The organism is Roseateles sp., from assembly GCF_965262435.1.
GTDB lineage: Bacteria > Pseudomonadota > Gammaproteobacteria > Burkholderiales > Burkholderiaceae_C > Paucibacter_A.
The window spans coordinates 4,573,147-4,593,010 of sequence record NZ_OZ253537.1 but is presented as its reverse complement, the minus strand read 5'-3'; the positions used below and the strand labels follow the sequence as shown (position 1 = coordinate 4,593,010).

Here is a 19,864-nt window from a genome sequence, read left to right as displayed (position 1 = left end):
CCGCCTCATGGAACGCGCCCGCGCCTTTTTCGACCAGCTGAATCTGGACTACAACCGGGTCCACAAGACCAAGGAAGACCTGTTCTGGGCCACCTACATGGCCACCAGCGAGGATCAGGCTGGCTTTGAGCGGGCCGAAGGGGCGTACAAGGCCTTCATCTCTGACCCGGCCCACTTGGCCGCTACGCGCGAGCACATCGCCCGCCTGGAATCGGCCGTCGAGAGCCCAGAACGTGGGGCTCTGCTGCACGGCCTGCGCGGTTGGTTGGCCGTGTTCGAGGCGAACATCATCGACAACGAAGCCGGCCGCGGCCTGATGGCCGAGCTGATCGAGGCCGAGAGCCGCATCTTCGCCGCCAAGCGCGAGCTGCAGCCGCGGCATATCAACGAAGCGGGCGAGAGCGAGGTGGCCTCGCTGTCCATGCTGGCCACCAATCTGGCCACCAACCCGGACGAAGCCCGCCGGCGCAGTTCGCTCGAGGCCTTCCATGACATCGAGCATTGGGTGCTTGCCAACGGCTTTCTCGATCTGGTTCGCCTGCGCAACCGCTTTGCCCGGGCCCTGGGTTTTGACAACTACTTCGAACTCAAGCTGCGCAAGAACGAGCGCATGACGCCGCAGCAGCTTCAGGACATCCTCGACGATTTCGTGCAGCGCACCGATGCCGCCAACGCCCGCGCCCTGGCGGACCTGAGCGCGCGCCATGGCGAGCAGGCCCTGCAGCCCTGGAATCTGCGTTTCTATTCGGCAGGCGATGTGGTGCGCCGCATGGATGCCTATATGCCTTTCGGGCCCGCCTTGCGCCGCTGGGTAGAGAGCTTCCGACGCCTGGGCATCCAGTACCGGGGTGCCACCTTGCAGCTGGACTTGCTGGAGCGCGCCGGCAAGTACCAGAACGGTTTCTGCCATGGCCCCATTCCCAGCTACGTCGACGCGCAGGGCCGTTGGGTGCCGGGTCAGATCAATTTCACCGCCGAAGCGAAACCCGATCAGATCGGCAGCGGCCTTCGCGCCATCAACACCTTGTTCCACGAGGGCGGGCATGCGGCGCATTTCGCCAATGTGGTGCAGAACTCGCCTTGCTTCTCGCAGGAGTTCGCGCCGACCTCGATGGCCTACGCCGAGACGCAGTCCATGTTCTGCGACAGCCTGCTCGGCGATGCCGACTGGCTCAAGCGTTATGCCCGCAACGCCGCGGGCGAGGCCATCCCGGACGAGTTGATCCACGCCCGCATCGCCAGCAGCCAGCCCATGCGCGCCTTTGACGAGCGCTCGATCGCCGTCGTGCCCTATTTCGAGGCGGCGCTGTATGCCATGCCAGACGAAGCGCTGACAGCCGAGAACGTGCTGGCCCTGGCGCGCGCCACCGAGCAGCGCGTGCTGGGCGTGCACAGCCCGCGGCCACTGCTGGCGATTCCGCATTTGCTGAACCAGGAATCGGCCGCCTCTTACCAGGGCTATCTGCTGGCCCATATGGCGGTTTATCAGACGCGCGCCTTCTTCCTTCGAGAGCATGGCTATTTGAGCGACAACCCGGCCATCGGCCCGGCCTTGTCGGCGCATTACTGGGAGCCCGGCAACAGCATCGATCACGACGCCACCTTGCGCAGCCTGACCGGCGAAGGCTTTTCGGCGCGCTACCTGGCCGAGGCCTGCAACCAGTCGGTTGAGGATTGCTGGGCCGAGGCCCAGGCCAGCATGGCGGCGGCCGCCGAGCGTCAGTATCCGAGTGAGGTCCCGGCGGCGCTGGCAGCCGAGATCCGCATCGTTCACGGCGAACAGCTCTTGGCCGACAACCGCGAGGGGGACGAAGCCATGTGCAGCCAGTTCGAGGCCTGGATCGCCGCGAACTACCGCAGCAACTCCGAGGCGCTGGCCCAGCCGAGCTGATCTTTGTGATGCCGACTTTGAAGTACCTGGCCGGCTACCCGGCCGAGTTGCTGGCCCAGGTGCAGCAGCTGATCGACGCCGGCCGCCTGGGCGAGACCCTGGCGCGTCGCTACCCGCTGGGCCATGAGGTGCGCAGCGACACGGCGCTGTTCGACTACACCATGGCGCTGAAGAACCGCTACCTGCGCAATGCGCCGCCCCTGTCCAAGGTCTGCTTCGATGCCAAGCTCAAGGTGCTGCAGCATGCCCTGGGCACCCACACCCGCGCCTCGCGCGTTCAGGGTGCCAAGCTGACCAGCAAACGCGAGATCCGCGTCGCCAGCCTGTTCAAGGAGGCCCCGGCCGAGTTCCTCAAGATGATCGTGGTGCACGAGTTGGCTCACATCAAGGAGCTGGACCACAACAAAGCGTTCTACCAGCTCTGCCAGTATATGGAGCCGGCCTACGGCCAGTTGGAGTTCGATCTGCGCCTGTATCTGACGCATCAAGACCTGCTGGCAGCGGAGGCTTGCCATGATTGAGCTGATGGAACTGCACTGCATTGAGGGCCGAGCGCCGGGCCGCCCCAAGCCGGCCCGTGGCATCCGCAGGATGCCGGTCCCCTCGGGGGATCGGCCAGCGTACCCGCTGGACGAGGGGCTCACATGATCTTGTTGGCGCCGATGGAAGGCCTGTTGGACCACATGCTCCGGGATGTGCTGACCCGCGTCGGCGGCATCGACCGCTGCGTGTCTGAGTTCATCCGCATCACCGACATGCTGATGCCTAACCGTGTTTTCACCCGCATCGTGCCCGAGCTGCTGAACGGCGGGCGCACGGCGGCCGGCGTGCCGGTGCGGGCCCAGCTGCTGGGCAGCGACCCTGTCTGCATGGCCGAAAACGCGGCCAAGCTGGCGGCCCTGGGGCCGGCCGGCATCGACCTCAACTTTGGCTGCCCGGCCAAATGCGTGAACCGCCACCGCGGCGGCGCGGTGCTGCTGGACGAGCCGGAACTGATTCACGAGATCGTCTCTGCCGTGCGCCGCGCCATGCCGGCCGACATGGCGCTCTCGGCCAAGATGCGCCTGGGCTATATGGACAGCCACCGCACGCTCGATTGCGCGCTGGCCATGCAGGACGGCGGCGCCGAGGAGTTGGTCATCCATGCCCGCACCAAGGCCGATGGCTACAAGCCACCGGCCTACTGGGACCGCATCGCCGCGGTCCGCGAGGCGCTGCAGGCGCGGGTGGTGGCCAATGGTGAGATATGGACGCCGGCCGATGCCGAGAACTGCCGCGCGCAAAGCGGCTGCAGCGACTTGATGGTGGGCCGCGGCATGGTCGCCAACCCAGGCCTGGCCCTGGCCTTGCAGTCTCCGGATGGGCCGCCGCTGAGCTGGGCCGCGCTGCTGCCGCTGATGCGCGGCTTCTTTGATCTGGTGCGCAGCAACGTTGCCCATCGCCACCAGGCCGGCCGCCTGAAACAATGGCTGCATTACCTGCGCCGGCATTACCCCGAGGCGGAAGAGGCCTACCTGCGCCTGCGCACCGTCAATTCGCCCGAGGAGCTGGACCTGCAGATGTTCGGCCCGGACGAGCGCGGACCGCGGCCACTCAGTCCGCGTCCGATCGATGAAGAAGTAGAAAGTTGCACCGCATGAAGTCCAGCAAATCCCTGTCCGGCCTGGGGGCCTTGTCCGGTCTGGTTTATTCCACCGACAGCGGCCGCACCTGCCCGGAATGCCGCCAGGCCAAGGCCGATTGCCGCTGCGGCCGGCCCCAACTGCCCAAGGGCGATGGCATCGTGCGCGTCTCGCGCGAGACCAAGGGCCGGGCCGGCAAGGGCGTCACCCTGGTCAAGGGCGTGCCGCTGGACGAAGCCGGCCTGATCGCCCTGGGCAAGGAGCTCAAGGCTGCCTGCGGCTCGGGCGGCACGGTCAAGGACGGGGTGATCGAAGTGCAGGGCGACCACCGCGAGCGCGTGATTGAATTGCTCAAGAAAAAAGGCACGTGGACGGTCAAGCAGGCGGGCGGCTGAGGCCATCGCTGCCAGGCTCTTGGGCTGCGGATTGGTGTTTTCCCGAGGGGTGGGAGCCGCAGCAGGGATAATCCGGCGATGAACGCCCCCACGCTTGACTCCAAACTCTCCTTCGCTCAGCTGCCGCTGAGTGCCGCCATGCAGGCCAATCTGGCCCAGCTGGGCTACACGCAGATGACGCCCATCCAGGCCGCCAGCCTGCCGCTGGCGCTGGAGGGTCAGGACTTGATCGCTCAAGCCCAGACCGGCAGTGGCAAGACGGCGGCCTTCGCCCTGGCCTTGCTGCACCGGCTCGATGCCAGCCGCTTTGACGTGCAAGCCCTGGTGCTGTGTCCCACGCGCGAGCTGGCCGATCAGGTCACGCAGGAGATTCGCCGCCTGGCCCGTGCCGCCGACAACATCAAGATCCTGACCCTGTGCGGCGGCTCGCCGATGCGGCCGCAGATGGACTCGCTGGGTTTTGGTTGCCACATCGCCGTGGGCACGCCGGGCCGGGTGATGGACCATCTCGAGCGTGGCAGCCTGCAGCTCGGCGCCCTCAGCACCCTGGTGCTGGACGAAGCCGACCGCATGCTGGACATGGGCTTCTTCGACGACATCGTCACCGTCGCCCGCCAATGCCCCAAGAAGCGCCAGACCTTGCTGTTCTCGGCCACCTACCCGGAAGGTATCGCCAAGCTGAGCAGCCAGTTCATGCGCGAGCCTAAGGAAGTCAAGCTCAACAGCAGCGCGAGCGCCAGCCAGGCGCCGGCGCAGATCGAGCAGATCGCTTTTGAGGTCAGCGAGGGCGAGCGCCTGCATGCCGTCTCGCAGCTGCTGCGCCATTTCCGCCCGGCCAGCACCATCGCTTTTTGCAACACCAAGCAGCAATGCCGCGATCTGGTCGATGTGCTGAACGGCCAGGGCTTTGTGGCCATGGCTTTGCATGGCGACCTGGAGCAGCGCGAGCGAGACCAGGTGCTGATCCAGTTCGCCAACCGCAGCTGCTCGGTCCTGGTGGCCACCGATGTGGCGGCGCGCGGCCTGGACATCGCGCAGCTGGAATGCGTGATCAATGTCGAGGTCACGCCCGATACCGAGGTCCATGTGCACCGCATCGGCCGCACCGGCCGCGCCGGCGCGCAAGGCTTGGCCCTGAGCCTGGCCAGCCTCGACGAAATGGGTCGCATCGGCCGCATTGAGCAGCTGCTGGGTCGTGAGTTTGTCTGGCAAAAGCTGGACAGCCTCAAAGACGCCGACGGCGCGCCGCTGCAGCCGGCCATGGACACGTTGCAGATCCTCGGTGGCCGCAAGGAAAAAATCCGCCCGGGCGACATCCTCGGCGCCTTGACCGGCGAAGCGGGCTTCAAGTTCGAACAGGTCGGCAAGATCAACATCACCGAGTTCCACAGCTATGTGGCGGTGGAGCGCAGCATCGCCCGCGAGGCGGCCCGGCGCCTCAGCGAGGGCAAGCTCAAGGGCCGCAAGGTGAAGGTGCGCCGCATGGCGGACCTGAGCAGCCTGGATTGACCGGCGCGCGTTCCTGCTGTCCCAGTTTCGTGCGTTGCTCGCGCATGATCGAGGCACGCAAGGGCTTGTCTCGATAGGCGAGGGTGCTTTGCAGGGCCTAGCATGCCGCATGCAATTTCCAGCTCACTCCACTTCTTTTGCCAAGTGCCCGCGCCCACTGTTGCCGGTGTTGACCGCGCTCTGCGCCTTGAGCGCCAGTGCCTTGTCCACTTGGGCCGCAGCTCCGGCCGCCAAGCCGGCTGCAGCCTCCATCAGCCTGGAGCGCATCCATAGCGAACCGCCACTGGCTGGCCGCCTGCCGCGCGCGCCCGAGTTGTCGCCGGCTGGAGGCTGGGTCACTTATCTGCGCGCGTCGGAGCAGGACAGCGAAATCAATGAACTCTGGGGTCAGACCTTGCCTGACGGCCAGCCTCAGCGGCTGGTGTCGGTGAGCGATTTGATCGGTGCGCATAGCGTGCGCTTGACCGAGGCCGAGAAAATGGCGCTGGAGCGCCGTCGCGTGCAGGGCCGGGGCATCACCGGCTACCAGTGGTGCGGCAAGGACGACCGCCGCTTGATCTTGCCGCTCTCGGGCGATCTGTATCTGGTCGAGCTGACGGCGGCAGGCCCGCGCAGCCAGCGACTGACTTTTGACGACAAAGAGCCCGAGCGCGACCCCGTCTGCGATGCCGCCGGCCGGCAGATCGCTTACGTCAAAGGCGGTGATCTCTGGGTGCAAAGCCTGGATGCCGGCCCTGCCGCCCCGGCGGCCCGCCGCCTGAGCCAGGGCGGCAGCGAGACGCGCAGCACCGGTCTGGCCGAGTTCATTGCTGCCGAGGAGTTTGGCCGTCAGCGTGGTTTCTGGTGGTCGCCGGATGGCCAACGCATCTTGGCTCTGGAGGTGGACGAGGCCGAGGTGCCACTCAAGACCCGCTCGCAGATTTTTGCCGACCGCATGGCCATGACCACGCAGCGCTATCCCGGCGCGGGCGAGCGCAATGCCACGGTGCGTGCCTTGGTTTTGGACGTCACGGCCCAGGCGCCTGCTCAGGTCTTGAGCTTGCCGCCAGAGGCTGAGTACATCCCGCGTGCCGGCTGGTTTGCCGATGGCACGCCCTGGCTGCAGTGGTTCACGCGTGACCAGAAGCAACTGAGCTTGGTCGAGTTCAGCGGCCCACAAGCGCAAGCGCGCACCGTGCTGGTCGAGCGCGACGCGGCCTGGGTCGAGGTGCAGGAGGATTTGCGCGAGCTGCCCACCCAGCTGCGCTCGGGCAAGCCAGCCTTGCTCTGGACCAGCGAGGCCAGCGGCCGCGCCCAGTTCTGGTTGGTGGACCGCGTCAGCGGCGAGCGCCAACAGCTCAGCCATCAGGCCGAGCCGGTGGCCCGCCTGATCTGCCAGCGTGAGCAGGGCTTGGTGTTTTCCGGTGCCACCGAGCGCGGCCGTGGGCGCGAGATCTTCGAGCTGAACTGGCAAGGCCAGGCGCGCATGCTGCAGCCCGGAGAAGCCCGCCGCTGGCGTGATGCGCGCGCCGACCTGGGTTGCCGCCATCTGCTGCTGACGGAGTCCCGTTGGGGCCAGCCGCCGCGCACCGAGGTGCTCGCGCTGGATGGGCAGCAAGCCAGCCTGCCGCTCAAGGGCGATGCGCCCGATCCCCTGCTGGCCGCGATCGCGCCTTCTGTGCAGGCCTTGGACATCATGGCGGCCGATGGCAAGACGCCGCTCAATGCCTTCTACTTGTCGCCACTCAAGGCTGGCGCCAAGCCCGGTCAGCGCCACCCGGTCATCGTCAAAGCCTACGGTGGCCCAGGCGCGGCCACGGTGGGCTGGCGCTGGAGTGGTGACACGGCTTTGCTCGCCTACCTGCAGCGCCAGGGCTTTGGCGTGCTGATGCTGGACACGCGCGGCATGGCGTATCGGGATCGTGCGTTCACCCGTGCGCATGCAGAGGGCTTTGGCAAGGCGGAGCTGGCCGATCTGTTCGCGGCCGTGCGTCAGCTGAGCCAACTCGTGCCCTCGGTGGACCCGGCTCGCATCGGTTTCACCGGCTGGTCCTATGGCGGCTACCTCGCGGCGCGTGCCATGCTGGACGCCGACACGCCGTTTGCCGTCGCCATCGCCGGAGCCCCGCCGACCGACTGGTTGCTGTACGACACCGCCTACACCGAGCGTTACCTGGGTCTGCCCGAGGGCGGGCGCGCCAAGCCCTATGCCGAGGCCAATCTGATCAGCCGAGCCAGGCTCTTGCAAAAGCCCTTGATGCTGATCCATGGCACGGCTGACGACAACGTGCTGTTCGAAAACAGCCTGCGCCTGATCGACGCTTTGCAAAACGAAGGCAAGCTGTTCGAGACCGTGATCTATCCCGGTCGAGCTCACGGCATCAGCGGCAAGAAAGCACGTTTGCACCTGGATCGCACGCAGACGGACTTCTTCATCCGGCATCTGAAGCCCTGAACTTCAGGCCCGCGCCGGCAGGTCTTGCGGGGCTGGGGTAAAGAAGTGTGACGGATTCGTGTCAGCGCACTTCCTAGTCCACCGCGAGCCCTCTGCCGACGTTGATTCGAGACGTTTGTACATGTTGAACCCCTCATCTGGGGCCTAGTCTTGCAGCAAGGACCCAAGGAACATGAAGACGTCGTTGGAGAACACCTCATGGACACATTTTTGATGGACCACAGGGAAGCAAACAAAGCCGCCATGTTGCAGCCGAACACCGAAACGATTCGCCCCCCCGCCGGGCCCGGTGCCTATGAGCTGCGCTTTCAGTCGCTGTTCCACACCGGCAAGGCCTTGTCCTTTCCCTGCAATGCGCGCGGTGATGTTCAGCTCGATTCGCTGAGCGCCAAGGCCTTGGAGAACTACCTGTTCGCCCGTGCCGTGGTGGGTCATGAATACGCAACGCCGGTGATCCAGCCGCGCGAGTAGTCGGGTTCCAACAGCCCAGAGGGCTGCGCTTTGCCCCATCGATCAAGAACTTCTTGAATAGAAAAAGGGCCGCATCACCTCAGGTGATGCGGCCCTTTTGTGTCAATTCGCTTCGCGACGACCCGGCTCAGTGGAGTCGGTGGCTGGCGTCTGTAGGTACAGAGCAGCATTTGGATTTTGCTCGTGAGGCCCTGCAGCCCGAGCCGCCACCGGGCTCATGGTTCCGGGGTCAGCCCTGTCGGGCCGACTTCCCTGCGCTGCTCGCGCCTCGGGGCTGGCGCATAACTCGCTTCGCTCCCTGCGTTCGCTTCGTTCAGACAGAAGCGCCAAGTCAGAGCTTGAAGCGCACGAGTACGTGCGCGCCCCGAGGCGCTGTGCTGCTCGGCCCTGCACAAATCGCCCGGCAGCGGCACGGGCTGCAGGGCGCTTGCATCGCGATCGATCTGCCCCATCAACGGTGGAACACGCCACATTCGGAGGTGGCTCGGCCCGCCGACGGGCGATTTGTGCGCGGCCGAGGGCGCAGCGGAGCGGCTCAGGCGCGTGTATCCACGCGCTTCGAGCTCTGACTCGGCGCCACCTGTTTGACCACAGTGAGCGCAGCGAACGGAGGGAGTTTGGCGCCGCTGAGCCGCGCAGTGAGCACCGAGGGCAGTCGGCTCGAAGAGCCGACCCGCGAACCATGAGCCCGGCGGCGGGGCGAGCCACCGCAGCGAGAAGGATCAACGCAGCGGAGGTTCGCAATGTGCCGCAAGCCGCCGCTTCAAGCCCTGTTTACTTCGCGCCCCAGTTGTCCCGCAAGCCCGTGATCTTGTTGAAGACGGGCTTGTCGCTGCGGTGGTCGACGCGGTCGGCGACGAAGTAGCCGTGGCGTTCGAACTGGACCTTCACATCGGCGGTAGCCGTGGCCAGTGAGGGTTCGAGGTAGCCGGTCACGACTTTGAGGCTGCTCGGGTTGATGGCTTCGAGGAAGTCGCGGCCGCCGGCATCGGGTTGCGCTTCGGTGAACAGGCGGTCGTAGAGGCGCAGCTCGGCGCTGATGGCCTCATGCGCGCCGACCCAGGTGATCACGCCCTTGACCTTGACGGCGTCGGCGCCCGGCGTGCCGCTCTTCGTGTCGGGCACCAGGGTGGCCAGCACGGCCGTGATCTCACCGGCTTCGTTCTTCTCGCAGCCCGTGCATTCAATGATGTAGCCGGCCTTGAGGCGGGCCTTGTTGCCAGGGTAGAGGCGGTGGTAGCCCTTGCTCGGCACTTCCATGAAGTCTTCGCGCTCGATCCACAGGGCCGGGCCGAGGCTGAAGCTGCGCTGGCCCAACTCGTGCAGATGCGGGTGGGCCGGGGCGCTGCAGGGCTCGCGGTGTTCCAGGCTGCCGAAGATGTCCGCGTAATTGGTCAGTTTGAGCTCCACCGGGTCCAGCACGGCCATGGCGCGCGCAGCCTTGCCTTCGAGATCACTGCGCAGGCAGCCGTCTAGCACGCTGTAGTCCAGCCAGGCGTTGCTCTTGGTCACGCCGGTGGCTTCCACCATGGCGCGCACGCTCTCGGGCGTGTAGCCGCGGCGGCGCATGCCGACCAGCGTGGGCATGCGCGGGTCGTCCCAGCCCGTCACATGGCCTTCGTCGACCAACTGGCGCAGCTTGCGCTTGGAGGTGACCACATAGCTGAGGTTCAGGCGGCCGAACTCGTACTGGTGCGGCAGTGGGCGTTCAAGCAGACCGCCGTCGGCCAGGTGGCCGAGCAGCCAGTCGTAGAAAGGGCGTTGGTCTTCGAACTCCAAGGTGCAGATCGAGTGGCTGATGCGCTCGAGTGCGTCTTCGATCGGGTGGGCGAAGGTGTACATCGGGTAAATGCACCATTGGTCGCCGGTGTTGTGGTGGGTGGCGCGGCGGATGCGGTACAGCGCCGGGTCACGCAGATTGATATTGGGGCTGGCCATGTCGATCCTGGCCCGCAGCACCATGGCGCCGTCCGGGTGCTTGCCGTCGCGCATCTCGCGGAAACGGTTCAGGTGGTGCTCCACGCCGAGATCCCGGAAGGGGCTGTTGACGCCCGGGGTGCTGAAGTCACCGCGGTTGGCGCGCATTTCATCCGGCGTTTGTTCGTCCACATAGGCGAAACCGGCGCTGATCAGGTGCTCGGCGGCGCGGAACATGAAGTCGAAGTAGTTGCTGGCGTAGAACAGGTGCGAGGTGCCGCCCTGGTTCCAGTCCCAGCCCAGCCAGGACACCATCTCCTTGATGGCGTCCACATACTCCTGCTCTTCCTTCTCGGGGTTGGTGTCGTCGAAGCGCAGGTGGCAGATGCCGCCGTAATCGCGCGCCAGGCCGAAATTCAGGCAGATGCTTTTGGCATGGCCGATGTGCAGATAGCCGTTCGGCTCGGGCGGAAAGCGGGTGCGGATCTTGGCCGGGTCCAGCGGGCCCGCTGCATGGTGGGCGGCATCGCCCGGGGTGCCGGCAAAGTGACGCTGGGGCTGGCCTTCTTGCTGGGCCAGGTCGCGCTCGATGATGGTGCGCAGGAAATTGTTGCCGGGCTTGTGGGCCTCGTTTTTGGCCTCGTCTTTGGCAGCGTCGTGGGTGTTGGACATGGGGTTTCAGCCGGCCGTGCAGGGCGGGAATGGAATGCGGTGAAGGCGAAATGCCTTGTTCGAAATGGACTTGGCCGCGATTTTATCGGCCCGGGCTCACATTCCCTTGAAAAGTGGCGCGTACAGGCGGCTGACGTTGAGTGTGTCGGGGCTGCCGTGCAGATGCAGGGTGAGGCGGCCGCTCTCATCGCGCACCGCGCGGTCGATGGCGTCGGCGCGCACGACCACGCTGCGGTGCACCTGCCAGAAGCGCTGGCTGTCTAGCTGGGGCAGCAACTCACGCAGCGAGATGCGCACCAGGTGTTCCTTGTTGCGCGTCAGCACCCGCACGTACTTGTCGGCTGCCTCGAAGTAGAGCACCTCGTCCACTGGCACCATCTGTATGGTCTGGCCGACGCTGACTTGCAGCAGGCGCAGTGGCTCGGGGCGGCTGAGGTTGCTTGTTAGGCCACCGGTGCTCAAGAGTTGACGAAGCTGATCCATGGTGTTCTGCAACAAGGCTGGCGCCGGCTGCTCGGTCTGGCGGGCCAGCAAGGCCTTGCGCAGGCGCTCGCAGGTCTGCGCCAGGCGTTCGGGCTGGACCGGCTTGAGCACATAGTCCACGGCGGCATGCTCAAAGGCCTGCAAGGCGTACTGGTCGTAGGCGGTAACGAAGACGAGTAGAGGAAAGGGCGTGCCTTCGCTGGGCCAGTCCTCGGCCAGGGCTGCTGCAGCCTCCAAGCCGCTCAAGCCCGGCATGCGGATGTCCAGGAAGCAGATGTCGGGCTGCTGGCGCAAGGCCTGGTCGACGGCTTCTTGCCCATGGCCGGCCATGGCCACGACCTCGAGCGCCGGCCAAACCCGACTTAGCTCTTGCCGCAGGCTCTCGGCCAGCAGGATTTCGTCTTCGGCAATCAGGGCGGTGCAGGCAGGCAGGTTCATGGGGCAGGGTGAGTTTGTGTCAGGGCGCTCAGAGGCATGTGGATGCGGGCACGGGTGCCATGCCCTGGGGCTTCAAGCGCCAGTAGGCTCAGACCCGCGCCGGGGCCGAACTGTGTGGCCAGGCGGGCGCGCACCTGGTGCAGGCCGAAATGTGTGCCCTCGGCCTCAGCGTTGGGCTTGGCTGCGGACAGGCCGACGCCATGGTCCATCACCTCCAGAATCAGTTGATCGCCCTCGCGCCGGGCGCTGATCTGCAGCAGGCCACCGGCGATGGCCGGCTCCAGCCCATGCTTGATCGCGTTCTCCACCAAGGGCTGCAGCAGCAGCGGCGGCACCTGCAGCTCGGCCAGCTCGGCCGGCAGATCCAGTTGGGGCTGCAGGCGGCTGCCCATGCGCACCTGCATCAGGGCCAGGTAGTCGCGCAGGCGGGCGAACTCCTCACGCAGCGGGTGGCTGCCGCTGCGCGAAGCGTTCAAGGTGGCGCGCAGAAAGGCGATCAGGTGGTCCAGCATGCTTTGCGCCCGAGCCGCGTCCATGCCGATCAGCACCCGCAGATTGGCCAGGGTGTTGAACAGCATGTGCGGCTCCAGCTGCGACTCCAGCAAGCGCAGCTGGTTTTCGGCCGCCAGGCGCTGGGCCGTCTGGGCCTGGGTGCGGGCCGCCTCGACCTGACCCTTGCCGACGAAGTAAATCGTCAGTGCCAGGCCCGGCAAGAGCGAGACCCCCAGCATGCCGGCCGCTGAGCGCAAATTGACATGAAACAGACCCGGCACATTGCCTCCGGTCAGCACATTGCCGAGCTCGATGCCCAGGGAGTAGCCGAGCAAGGTGCCCAGGAGCAGGCACAGCAACATCAGCGGCCAGCCCGGCCAGCCCTGAGTTTCCAGGCCTTGGCGGGTGCGCCGCAGATTGATCAAGACGGTGCAGGCCTGCGCCAGCAGCTGGATCATGGCCGAGCAGCCCAGGGTGACGCACAGGCAGTACAGCCACTGGTTCTGGGTGCGCTGCCAGTTGCGCCCGAAGGCGTCGGGCGTCTGCAGCGTCAGCAGCAGGCTCATGAAGCCGGTGATACCGGCGATGATCATCGCTTGGTGTAGCAGCCGGCGAGGCCGGGCGGTCGATGTGGACGTGGTCATGGGCAGCCAAATGTGCAGGGGACGGCTGGAGTGTCAAGGCTGGCGCGCCCACCGGCCAGCGTGATGCGACCGCCGGCCCAGCGGCGGCGCGAAATGAAACAGGTGGGCGCGAGGCGACGAAGCGCCGTGCTCAGCGGCGCCGGCTGCTGCTCTTGCCCGCGCTGCCGCCCAGCAGGCTGCCCAGCACGCCGCGCACGATCTCGCGTCCGACCGAGGAGCCAATGCTGCGCAGGGCCGACTTGGCTGCCGTTTCGGCCAGGCCTTCGCGTCGGCCGCCGCGCGGGCCGGTGCTGCCGAAGAACACATCCTTGAGGCCGCCGAGCAGGCCACCCTCGTCCGCGCTTTCTGCGGCGCCGCTGCCGGCCGGCGCCGGAGCTGCAGCGCTTGCACCTGCCGCTGCGGGCGCCCGGCCTCGCAGCTTCTCGTAGGCCGATTCGCGGTCCACTTCTTGCTCGTAGACACCGGCCACCAGCGAATTGCTCAGCAAGGCCTGGCGTTGCTCCGGCGTGATCGGGCCGATCTGGCTGCCCGGGGGCAGGATGAAGACGCGCTCGGTCACGCTGGGCCGGCCCTTCTCGTCCAGCAGACTGACCAGGGCCTCGCCCACGCCCAGCTCGGTGATGGCCGTCGCCACATCCAGGCCGGCATTGGCCCGCATGGTCTCGGCCGCGGCCTTGACGGCCTTTTGGTCGCGCGGCGTGAAGGCGCGCAGGGCATGTTGCACCCGGTTGCCGAGCTGGCCCAGCACCGCATCGGGGATGTCCAGCGGGTTCTGGGTCACAAAATAGACGCCCACGCCCTTGGATCGCACCAGGCGCACCACCAGCTCGATGCGTTCGACCAGGGCGGCCGGCGCGTCCTTGAACAGCAGGTGCGCTTCGTCGAAGAAGAACACCAGCTTGGGCTTCTCCAGGTCGCCCACCTCGGGCAGGCTCTCGAACAGTTCGGACAGCATCCAGAGCAGAAAGCTGGCGTAGAGCCGCGGTGCGGTCATCAGCTGGTCGGCGGCCAGGATGTTGATCACGCCCAGGCCGCGGTCCTGCTGGATCAGGTCGGCGATATTGAGCATGGGCTCGCCGAAGAACTGGTCGCCGCCCTGGGCTTCGATCTGCAACAGGCCGCGCTGGATGGCGCCGACGCTGGCGGCCGAGACATTGCCGTACTCGGTTGTGAATTGGGACGCGTTCTCGCCCACATGCTGCAGCATGGCGCGCAAATCCTTGAGGTCGAGCAGCAGCAGGCCGGCGTCGTCGGCGATCTTGAACACCATCTGTAGCACGCCTTGCTGGGTCTCGTTCAGGTCCAGCATGCGCGAGAGCAGGAGCGGGCCCATATCGGACACGGTGGCGCGCACCGGGTGGCCTTGCTTGCCGAATACATCCCAGAGCGTGGTCGGGCAGGCCAGAGACGCCGGCGCCTCCAGGCCGCGGTCTTTCAGCACCGCCTGCAGCTTTGGCGAGAGGCTGCCAGCCTGCGAGATGCCGGTCAGGTCGCCCTTCACATCGGCCATAAAGACGGGCACACCGATGCGGCTGAAGTTCTCGGCCAGGGTCTGCAAGCTGATGGTCTTGCCGGTGCCGGTGGCGCCCGTGATCAGGCCGTGGCGGTTGGCCAGGGCGGGCAGCAAAAAGCACTCGATGGCATCGCGGCGGGCCAGCAGAATCGGGTCAGGCATGGGGTGTCCAGGTGGCAAAGCTAAAATCGCAGTCTATCCAACTCAAATGAGGGTGCGCGTCAGGCGCATCCAGCAGGAGCAGAGCCATATGGCTGGTCATTCCAAGTGGGCCAATATTCAGCATCGCAAAGGCCGCCAGGACGAGAAGCGCGGCAAGATCTGGACTCGCATCATCCGTGAAATCACGGTGGCAGCGCGCCAGGGCGGCCCGGACATCAAGGACAATCCGCGCCTGCGTCTGGCGGTGGAAAAAGCCAAGGCCGCCAATATGCCGGCCGACCGCATCAAGTACAACATCGACAAGGCCAGCGGCAACCTCGACGGCATCAGCTACGAGGAAATTCGCTACGAGGGCTACGGCATCGGCGGCGCGGCTGTGATGATCGACACCATGACGGACAACAAGGTCCGCACGGTGGCCGAGGTGCGCCATGCCTTCAGCAAGTACGGTGGCAATATGGGTACCGATGGCTCGGTGGCCTTCCAGTTCAAGCACTGCGGCCAGCTGATCTTTGCCCCGGGCAGCTCGGAAGACAAGATCATGGAAGTGGCGCTGGAGGCCGGCGCTGACGATGTGGTGACTGACGAAGACGGCGCCATCGAAGTGCTGACGCCGCCGACCGAGTTCGAAGCGGTGCAAGCGGCCCTGGAGGCCGCCGGCTTCAAGCCCGAAATGGCCGAAGTGACGATGCGGGCCGAGAACACGATCAGCCTGAGCGGCGATGATGCTGCCCGGATGCAGAAACTGCTCGACGTGATCGAGGACCTGGACGATGTGCAGGCGGTCTATCACAACGCCGCCATCGAAGTCTGATCCGGCCCGCCGTGCTGACGTGACACTCGCACGGGCAAGAGCAACCGCAAGTAAAGCGCTGACGCAGCGCATGGAAGTCATCGAATGAAGGTCTTGGTACTGGGCAATGGCGGGCGCGAACATGCGCTGGCATGGAAGCTGGCACAGGCGGAACGCGTGAGCCAGGTCTTTGTGGCGCCCGGCAACGGCGGCACGGCACGCGACGCGCGTCTGAAGAATGTGCCCATCACCGACGTGAAGGCGCTGGCCGACTTCGCCGAGGAGCAGAAGATCGCCCTGACCGTGGTCGGCCCCGAGGCCTTCCTGGCCGCCGGCGTGGTGGACGAGTTCCGCGCCCGTGGACTGCGCATCTTTGGCCCGACCAAGGCAGCCGCGCAACTGGAGTCGTCCAAGGCCTTCGCCAAGGACTTCATGAAGCGCCACGGCATTCCCACGGCGGCCTACGAGACTTTCAGCGATGCGGCGGCGGCCCATGCTTACGTGGACGCGCAAGGCGCGCCCATCGTCATCAAGGCCGACGGCCTGGCTGCGGGCAAGGGCGTGGTCGTGGCCATGACCTTGGCCGAAGCGCATGAGGCCATCGACTGGATCCTGGCCGACAACAAGCTGGGCGTGGTGCACAACGAAGGCGGCGCGCGCGTCGTCATTGAGCAGTTCCTGCACGGCGAGGAAGCCAGCTTCATCGTGCTCTGCGACGGCAAGAACGTCGTCTCCCTGGCCACCAGCCAGGATCACAAGCGCCTGCTGGACGGCGACGAAGGCCCGAACACCGGCGGCATGGGCGCTTACTCGCCCGCCCCGGTCGTGACGCCCAATGTCCACGCCAAGGCCATGCACGAAATCATCATGCCCACCATCCAGGGCATGGCGCGCGACGGCATTCCTTTCACAGGTTTCCTCTATGCCGGTCTGATGATCGACGAACACGGCCAGCCGCGTACGGTCGAGTTCAACACCCGCATGGGCGACCCGGAAACCCAGCCCATCATGATGCGGCTGAAGAGCGATCTGCTCGATCTGTTGCTGCATGCAACCGATGGCACGCTGGACCAGGTCGAGCTGCAATGGGACCGCCGCGTGGCGCTCGGCGTGGTGGTGGCCGCCCACGGCTACCCTCTCACTCCGCGCAAGGGCGACGCGATCAGCGGCCTGCCGGCCGACGCGGAGAATGTCATGGTCTTTCATGCTGGCACTGCCGAGGTCGACGGCAAGCTGCAGAGCTCCGGCGGCCGCGTGCTTTGCGTCACGGCTCTTGGCGAGTCGGTGCGCACGGCGCAGCAGGCGGCCTATGAGGCCTTGGTGCAGATCCAGTTCGATGGCAAGCAGTACCGCCAGGACATCGGCCATCGTGCGGTGAAACGTTGAGCACAGCGAAGTCCAGCTTGCCTTCAGTGCCGCAGTGGATCAGCGGCCCTATGCCGGTGCAGCCGCAGGGCAGCCGTCTGGCGCGTGGCCTGCTGGCGCTGGCGGGTTGGCGGCTCGATTTCCCGGGCCTGCCGGGCCAGCAGGGCGTGATCCTGGTCTACCCCCACACCTCCAACTGGGACTTCGTCCTTGGCCTGCTGGGCAAGGCGGCGCTGGGCGTGCGCTTGCGTTTCTGGGCCAAGGACAGCCTGTTCCGCGTGCCGGTGTTCGGGCCCTGGATCCGTTCGCTCGGTGGCGTGGCGGTGAACCGCAGCAGCCGCAACGGCCTGGTCGGCGACACGGCCGCACAAATGCAAGCAGCCGCACAAGCGGGCCAGATGTTCTGGCTGGCCGCCGCGCCTGAAGGCACGCGTTCGCTGGCCCAGGGCTGGCGCTCGGGCGCTTACCAGGTGGCCTTGCAAGCCGGCGCGCCGGTCGGCCTGGCCACCTTCGACTTCGCCACCCGCACCATTGCGCTCAATCGCTTCGTGCGCCTGAGTGGCGATGTCGAGGCCGATCTGGCCTTGATGGCCGAGCATTTCGCCCCCTATCGCGGCAAGCGCCACCAACTGGCCAGTCCGATCCGGATGAACACCAAAACATGAGCACTCCACCCAGCTTCGGCACGACCACTCTCGATACGCAGCGGGTCCGCGACTACCTGCTCGATTTGCAGGACCGCATCATCTCGGCCTTGCAGGCGGTGGACGGCAACCCCTTTGTCAGTGATGGTTGGACGCGTGAGCCCGGCAGCCGCCTGGAGGGCGACGGCCTGTCGCGCCTGATCGAGGGCGGGGCCGTCTTTGAGCGTGGTGGCTGCAATTTCTCCCATGTGCGGGGTCGGGTCTTGCCTCCTTCGGCCACCCAGCATCGGCCCGAGCTGGCCGGCGCGCCGTTCGAGGCCATGGGCGTGTCCTTGGTCATGCACCCGCACAACCCCTTTGTGCCGACCGTGCACATGAATGTGCGCATGTTCGCCGCCCTGCCCGAGGGACAGGAGCCGGTGGTCTGGTTCGGTGGCGGCATGGACCTGACACCCTACTACGGCTTCGAGCGCGACGCCCAGCATTTTCATCGGACTTGCGAAGCGGCCCTGCAGCCGCATGGTGAGCAGCTCTACCCGCATTTCAAACAGTGGTGCGACGAGTACTTTTTCCTCAAGCACCGCAACGAGCCGCGCGGCATCGGCGGCATCTTCTTTGATGACCATGCCGAGGGCGGCTTCGAGGCGGCATTCGCCATGATGCGCTCGGTGGGCGATGCCTTCCTGCCGGCTTACTTGCCCATCGTCGAGCGTCGCCATGCGTATGCCTATGGCGAGCATGAGCGAGATTTCCAGGCCTACCGGCGCGGTCGTTACGTCGAATTCAATCTGGTTTTTGACCGTGGCACTTTGTTCGGCCTGCAGTCGGGTGGGCGTACCGAGTCCATCCTGATGTCCATGCCGCCCATCGTCAAATGGCGTTATCAGTGGGCGCCGGAAGAGGGCACGCAGGAAGCTCGGCTGTACAGCGATTTCCTGCGCCCGCGCGACTGGGCGCACGAGCCGGCCACCCATCTATGGCTCTAGACCCCGCCCTGTCGGCCTCACCCGGCGCGCGCCGGGCACGGGTCGGCTTGTTCGGGGGCTCGTTCGACCCGGTGCATGTGGCCCACTTGGCCCTGGCGCGTTGTGCGCTGGAGCAACTGGGCCTCGATCGCTTGCTGTGGCTGCCGGCCGGGCGGCCCTGGCAGAAGACCGGGCGCGGCCTGGCCTCGCCCGAGCATCGGCGCGCCATGGTGGCGCTGATGCTGGCGGGCGAACCGCGGTTTGCCATCGACGACAGCGAGCTGGAGCGCGACGGCGCCAGCTACACCATCGACACGGTGCGGGCCCGTCAGGCCGCACATCCGGGCGAGGACTTGTTCCTCGTCATTGGCCAAGACCAGTACGAGCGCCTGCACAGCTGGCGCGAGTGGCGCGAGTTGCTGCAGCGGGTGACGCTGGCGGTGGCGGCACGGGCGGGTCAAGAAGTTCGGGGTTCTGCCGATGTGCAGAAGGAGCCCCATTCCTTGCTGAAACTGGCCCTGCCAGCGATGCAGGTTTCATCAACCCAAGTGCGCGAGCTGGCCTCGCGTGGCGAGGACATCCGCCCCTTGGTGGGCGACGCGGTCGCGGGGTATATTGCCCAGCACCGTCTTTACAGTGAGTAGGTACTGAATGGACATTCGTAAGCTGCAACGCGCCATCGTCGATGGTTTGGAAGATGTGAAGGCCCAGAACATCGTGGTCTTCAACACAGAGCACCTGTCGCCGCTGTTCGAACGCGTGATCATCGCGTCCGGCACCAGCAACCGGCAGACCAAGGCCCTGGCTTCCAGCGTGCGCGTGACAGTCAAGGAGCGTGGCATGGATGTGCTGCGCTGCGAAGGCGAAGAGAACGGCGAATGGATCATCGTCGACTGCGGCGCGGCCGTCGTCCACGTGATGCAACCGGCCATCCGCGACTACTACCACCTGGAAGAAATCTGGGGCGGCAAGCCGGTCAAGCTGGCTCTGAACGACGGCAAGACCAAGCTGGTCAAGGCCTCGGAAGAAGAGGACGAGGAAGACGACGTGGCACCGGTCAAGAAGACTGCGGCGAAGAAGAAAGCGGCCGTCAAGCCCTCGCTGCCGGGCAAGCCGGGCGTGAGCAAGAAGGCGGCGGCAGCTGCCGCGGAAGCCAAGCCTGCGGCCAAGAAGGTCGCCGCAAAGAAGGCCCCGGCCAAGAAGAGCGCCAGCAGCCGCGAGGTCGATGCCAAGACCCCGGCCGCCAAGACCATCAAGGTCGGCCTCACCAAGCCGGCGACGAAGCCCGCTGTCAAGAAGCCCGCGGCCAAGAAGGTCGCGACCAAGACGGTGGGCGTGAAGAAGGCCCCGGGCAAGACGGCAGCCAAACCCGCCGCCGCCAAGCCAGCAGTCAAGGCTGCGGCCAAGAAGGTCGCCGCTAAGAAGACTGCGCTCAAGAAGAACGTTTGAGCGCC

General features: G+C 66.1%; 17 protein-coding genes. 13 read left to right on the top strand and 4 right to left on the bottom strand.

The window, feature by feature from the left end:
- Nucleotides 1-7 precede the first annotated feature (7 nt).
- The 7 genes from ACQY39_RS19680 to ACQY39_RS19650 all read left to right on the top strand — a co-directional run bounded on the left by ACQY39_RS19680 (nucleotide 8) and on the right by ACQY39_RS19650 (nucleotide 8,322).
- Nucleotides 8-1,891: a M3 family metallopeptidase gene (locus tag ACQY39_RS19680; RefSeq protein ID WP_428509129.1), complete on the top strand. Its 1,884-nt coding sequence runs from the start codon at nucleotides 8-10 to the stop codon at nucleotides 1,889-1,891.
- Nucleotides 1,892-1,899: 8 nt separating this feature from the next.
- Complete coding sequence (locus ACQY39_RS19675; protein WP_428509127.1) at nucleotides 1,900-2,412, top strand: YgjP-like metallopeptidase domain-containing protein; 513 nt, start codon at nucleotides 1,900-1,902, stop codon at nucleotides 2,410-2,412.
- A 123-nt stretch (nucleotides 2,413-2,535) separates the two neighbouring features.
- The gene (locus ACQY39_RS19670) at nucleotides 2,536-3,531 is read left to right on the top strand and encodes a tRNA dihydrouridine synthase (protein ID WP_428509125.1); all 996 of its coding nucleotides are present in this window, start codon (nucleotides 2,536-2,538) and stop codon (nucleotides 3,529-3,531) included.
- Entirely contained in the window at nucleotides 3,528-3,908 is a 381-nt protein-coding gene (locus tag ACQY39_RS19665) for a translation initiation factor Sui1 (RefSeq protein WP_263516702.1), read from the top strand. Before ACQY39_RS19670 ends, ACQY39_RS19665 begins: the two co-directional genes overlap by 4 nt.
- A gap of 78 nt (nucleotides 3,909-3,986) precedes the next feature.
- A complete protein-coding gene (dbpA, locus tag ACQY39_RS19660; RefSeq protein ID WP_428509123.1) occupies nucleotides 3,987-5,417 on the top strand; it encodes an ATP-dependent RNA helicase DbpA in 1,431 nt (476 codons plus the stop codon).
- A 109-nt stretch (nucleotides 5,418-5,526) separates the two neighbouring features.
- Nucleotides 5,527-7,851 carry an alpha/beta fold hydrolase gene (locus ACQY39_RS19655; protein ID WP_428509121.1) on the top strand — a complete coding sequence of 775 codons (2,325 nt, stop codon included), beginning with the start codon at nucleotides 5,527-5,529 and terminating at the stop codon, nucleotides 7,849-7,851.
- A 198-nt stretch (nucleotides 7,852-8,049) separates the two neighbouring features.
- Complete coding sequence (locus ACQY39_RS19650) at nucleotides 8,050-8,322, top strand: hypothetical protein (RefSeq protein WP_318013820.1); 273 nt, start codon at nucleotides 8,050-8,052, stop codon at nucleotides 8,320-8,322.
- Between the two features lie 774 nt (nucleotides 8,323-9,096).
- Here ACQY39_RS19650 and ACQY39_RS19645 read toward each other — a convergent pair.
- From ACQY39_RS19645 to ACQY39_RS19630, 4 genes are all read right to left on the bottom strand, one after another.
- Entirely contained in the window at nucleotides 9,097-10,911 is a 1,815-nt protein-coding gene (locus ACQY39_RS19645; protein ID WP_428509119.1) for a glutamine--tRNA ligase/YqeY domain fusion protein, read from the bottom strand.
- A gap of 96 nt (nucleotides 10,912-11,007) precedes the next feature.
- Nucleotides 11,008-11,832 (bottom strand): LytR/AlgR family response regulator transcription factor, encoded by an 825-nt coding sequence (locus ACQY39_RS19640; RefSeq protein WP_428509117.1) that lies wholly within the window; start codon nucleotides 11,830-11,832, stop codon nucleotides 11,008-11,010.
- Nucleotides 11,829-12,917, bottom strand: coding sequence for a sensor histidine kinase (locus ACQY39_RS19635; RefSeq protein ID WP_428509115.1), 1,089 nt, complete (start codon nucleotides 12,915-12,917; stop codon nucleotides 11,829-11,831). Before ACQY39_RS19635 ends, ACQY39_RS19640 begins: the two co-directional genes overlap by 4 nt.
- A gap of 181 nt (nucleotides 12,918-13,098) precedes the next feature.
- Entirely contained in the window at nucleotides 13,099-14,643 is a 1,545-nt protein-coding gene (locus ACQY39_RS19630) for a helicase HerA-like domain-containing protein (RefSeq protein ID WP_428509113.1), read from the bottom strand.
- An 88-nt stretch (nucleotides 14,644-14,731) separates the two neighbouring features.
- Here ACQY39_RS19630 and ACQY39_RS19625 point away from each other — a divergent pair, with 88 nt between their 5' ends.
- From ACQY39_RS19625 to rsfS, 6 genes are all read left to right on the top strand, one after another.
- Nucleotides 14,732-15,457: a YebC/PmpR family DNA-binding transcriptional regulator gene (locus ACQY39_RS19625; protein ID WP_263520581.1), complete on the top strand. Its 726-nt coding sequence runs from the start codon at nucleotides 14,732-14,734 to the stop codon at nucleotides 15,455-15,457.
- A gap of 84 nt (nucleotides 15,458-15,541) precedes the next feature.
- Entirely contained in the window at nucleotides 15,542-16,822 is a 1,281-nt protein-coding gene (gene purD, locus ACQY39_RS19620; protein WP_428509110.1) for a phosphoribosylamine--glycine ligase, read from the top strand.
- Nucleotides 16,819-17,466 carry a 1-acyl-sn-glycerol-3-phosphate acyltransferase gene (locus ACQY39_RS19615; RefSeq protein ID WP_428509108.1) on the top strand — a complete coding sequence of 216 codons (648 nt, stop codon included), beginning with the start codon at nucleotides 16,819-16,821 and terminating at the stop codon, nucleotides 17,464-17,466. Before purD ends, ACQY39_RS19615 begins: the two co-directional genes overlap by 4 nt.
- The gene (gene hemF / locus ACQY39_RS19610; RefSeq protein WP_428509106.1) at nucleotides 17,463-18,431 is read left to right on the top strand and encodes an oxygen-dependent coproporphyrinogen oxidase; all 969 of its coding nucleotides are present in this window, start codon (nucleotides 17,463-17,465) and stop codon (nucleotides 18,429-18,431) included. The genes ACQY39_RS19615 and hemF overlap by 4 nt, the downstream gene beginning before the upstream one ends.
- Nucleotides 18,422-19,054, top strand: a complete 633-nt coding sequence (gene nadD / locus ACQY39_RS19605) for a nicotinate-nucleotide adenylyltransferase (protein ID WP_428509104.1) — start codon at nucleotides 18,422-18,424, stop codon at nucleotides 19,052-19,054. Before hemF ends, nadD begins: the two co-directional genes overlap by 10 nt.
- A 7-nt stretch (nucleotides 19,055-19,061) precedes the next feature.
- A complete protein-coding gene (rsfS, locus tag ACQY39_RS19600; protein WP_428509102.1) occupies nucleotides 19,062-19,859 on the top strand; it encodes a ribosome silencing factor in 798 nt (265 codons plus the stop codon).
- Nucleotides 19,860-19,864: the final 5 nt, after the last annotated feature.

What these genes read in the sequence shown, in the direction of transcription:
- ACQY39_RS19645 (WP_428509119.1), bottom strand. Translation starts at nt 10,911, where the DNA reads ATGTCCAACACCCACGACGCTGCCAAAGACGAGGCCAAAAACGAGGCC.
- nadD (WP_428509104.1), top strand. Translation starts at nt 18,422, where the DNA reads ATGGCTCTAGACCCCGCCCTGTCGGCCTCACCCGGCGCGCGCCGGGCA.
- purD (WP_428509110.1), top strand. Translation starts at nt 15,542, where the DNA reads ATGAAGGTCTTGGTACTGGGCAATGGCGGGCGCGAACATGCGCTGGCA.
- ACQY39_RS19625 (WP_263520581.1), top strand. Translation starts at nt 14,732, where the DNA reads ATGGCTGGTCATTCCAAGTGGGCCAATATTCAGCATCGCAAAGGCCGC.
- ACQY39_RS19665 (WP_263516702.1), top strand. Translation starts at nt 3,528, where the DNA reads ATGAAGTCCAGCAAATCCCTGTCCGGCCTGGGGGCCTTGTCCGGTCTG.
- hemF (WP_428509106.1), top strand. Translation starts at nt 17,463, where the DNA reads ATGAGCACTCCACCCAGCTTCGGCACGACCACTCTCGATACGCAGCGG.
- ACQY39_RS19670 (WP_428509125.1), top strand. Translation starts at nt 2,536, where the DNA reads ATGATCTTGTTGGCGCCGATGGAAGGCCTGTTGGACCACATGCTCCGG.
- ACQY39_RS19650 (WP_318013820.1), top strand. Translation starts at nt 8,050, where the DNA reads ATGGACACATTTTTGATGGACCACAGGGAAGCAAACAAAGCCGCCATG.
- ACQY39_RS19640 (WP_428509117.1), bottom strand. Translation starts at nt 11,832, where the DNA reads ATGAACCTGCCTGCCTGCACCGCCCTGATTGCCGAAGACGAAATCCTG.
- ACQY39_RS19635 (WP_428509115.1), bottom strand. Translation starts at nt 12,917, where the DNA reads ATGATCATCGCCGGTATCACCGGCTTCATGAGCCTGCTGCTGACGCTG.
- ACQY39_RS19680 (WP_428509129.1), top strand. Translation starts at nt 8, where the DNA reads ATGGAACGCGCCCGCGCCTTTTTCGACCAGCTGAATCTGGACTACAAC.
- ACQY39_RS19630 (WP_428509113.1), bottom strand. Translation starts at nt 14,643, where the DNA reads ATGCCTGACCCGATTCTGCTGGCCCGCCGCGATGCCATCGAGTGCTTT.
- ACQY39_RS19655 (WP_428509121.1), top strand. Translation starts at nt 5,527, where the DNA reads ATGCAATTTCCAGCTCACTCCACTTCTTTTGCCAAGTGCCCGCGCCCA.
- rsfS (WP_428509102.1), top strand. Translation starts at nt 19,062, where the DNA reads ATGGACATTCGTAAGCTGCAACGCGCCATCGTCGATGGTTTGGAAGAT.
- dbpA (WP_428509123.1), top strand. Translation starts at nt 3,987, where the DNA reads ATGAACGCCCCCACGCTTGACTCCAAACTCTCCTTCGCTCAGCTGCCG.
- ACQY39_RS19675 (WP_428509127.1), top strand. Translation starts at nt 1,900, where the DNA reads ATGCCGACTTTGAAGTACCTGGCCGGCTACCCGGCCGAGTTGCTGGCC.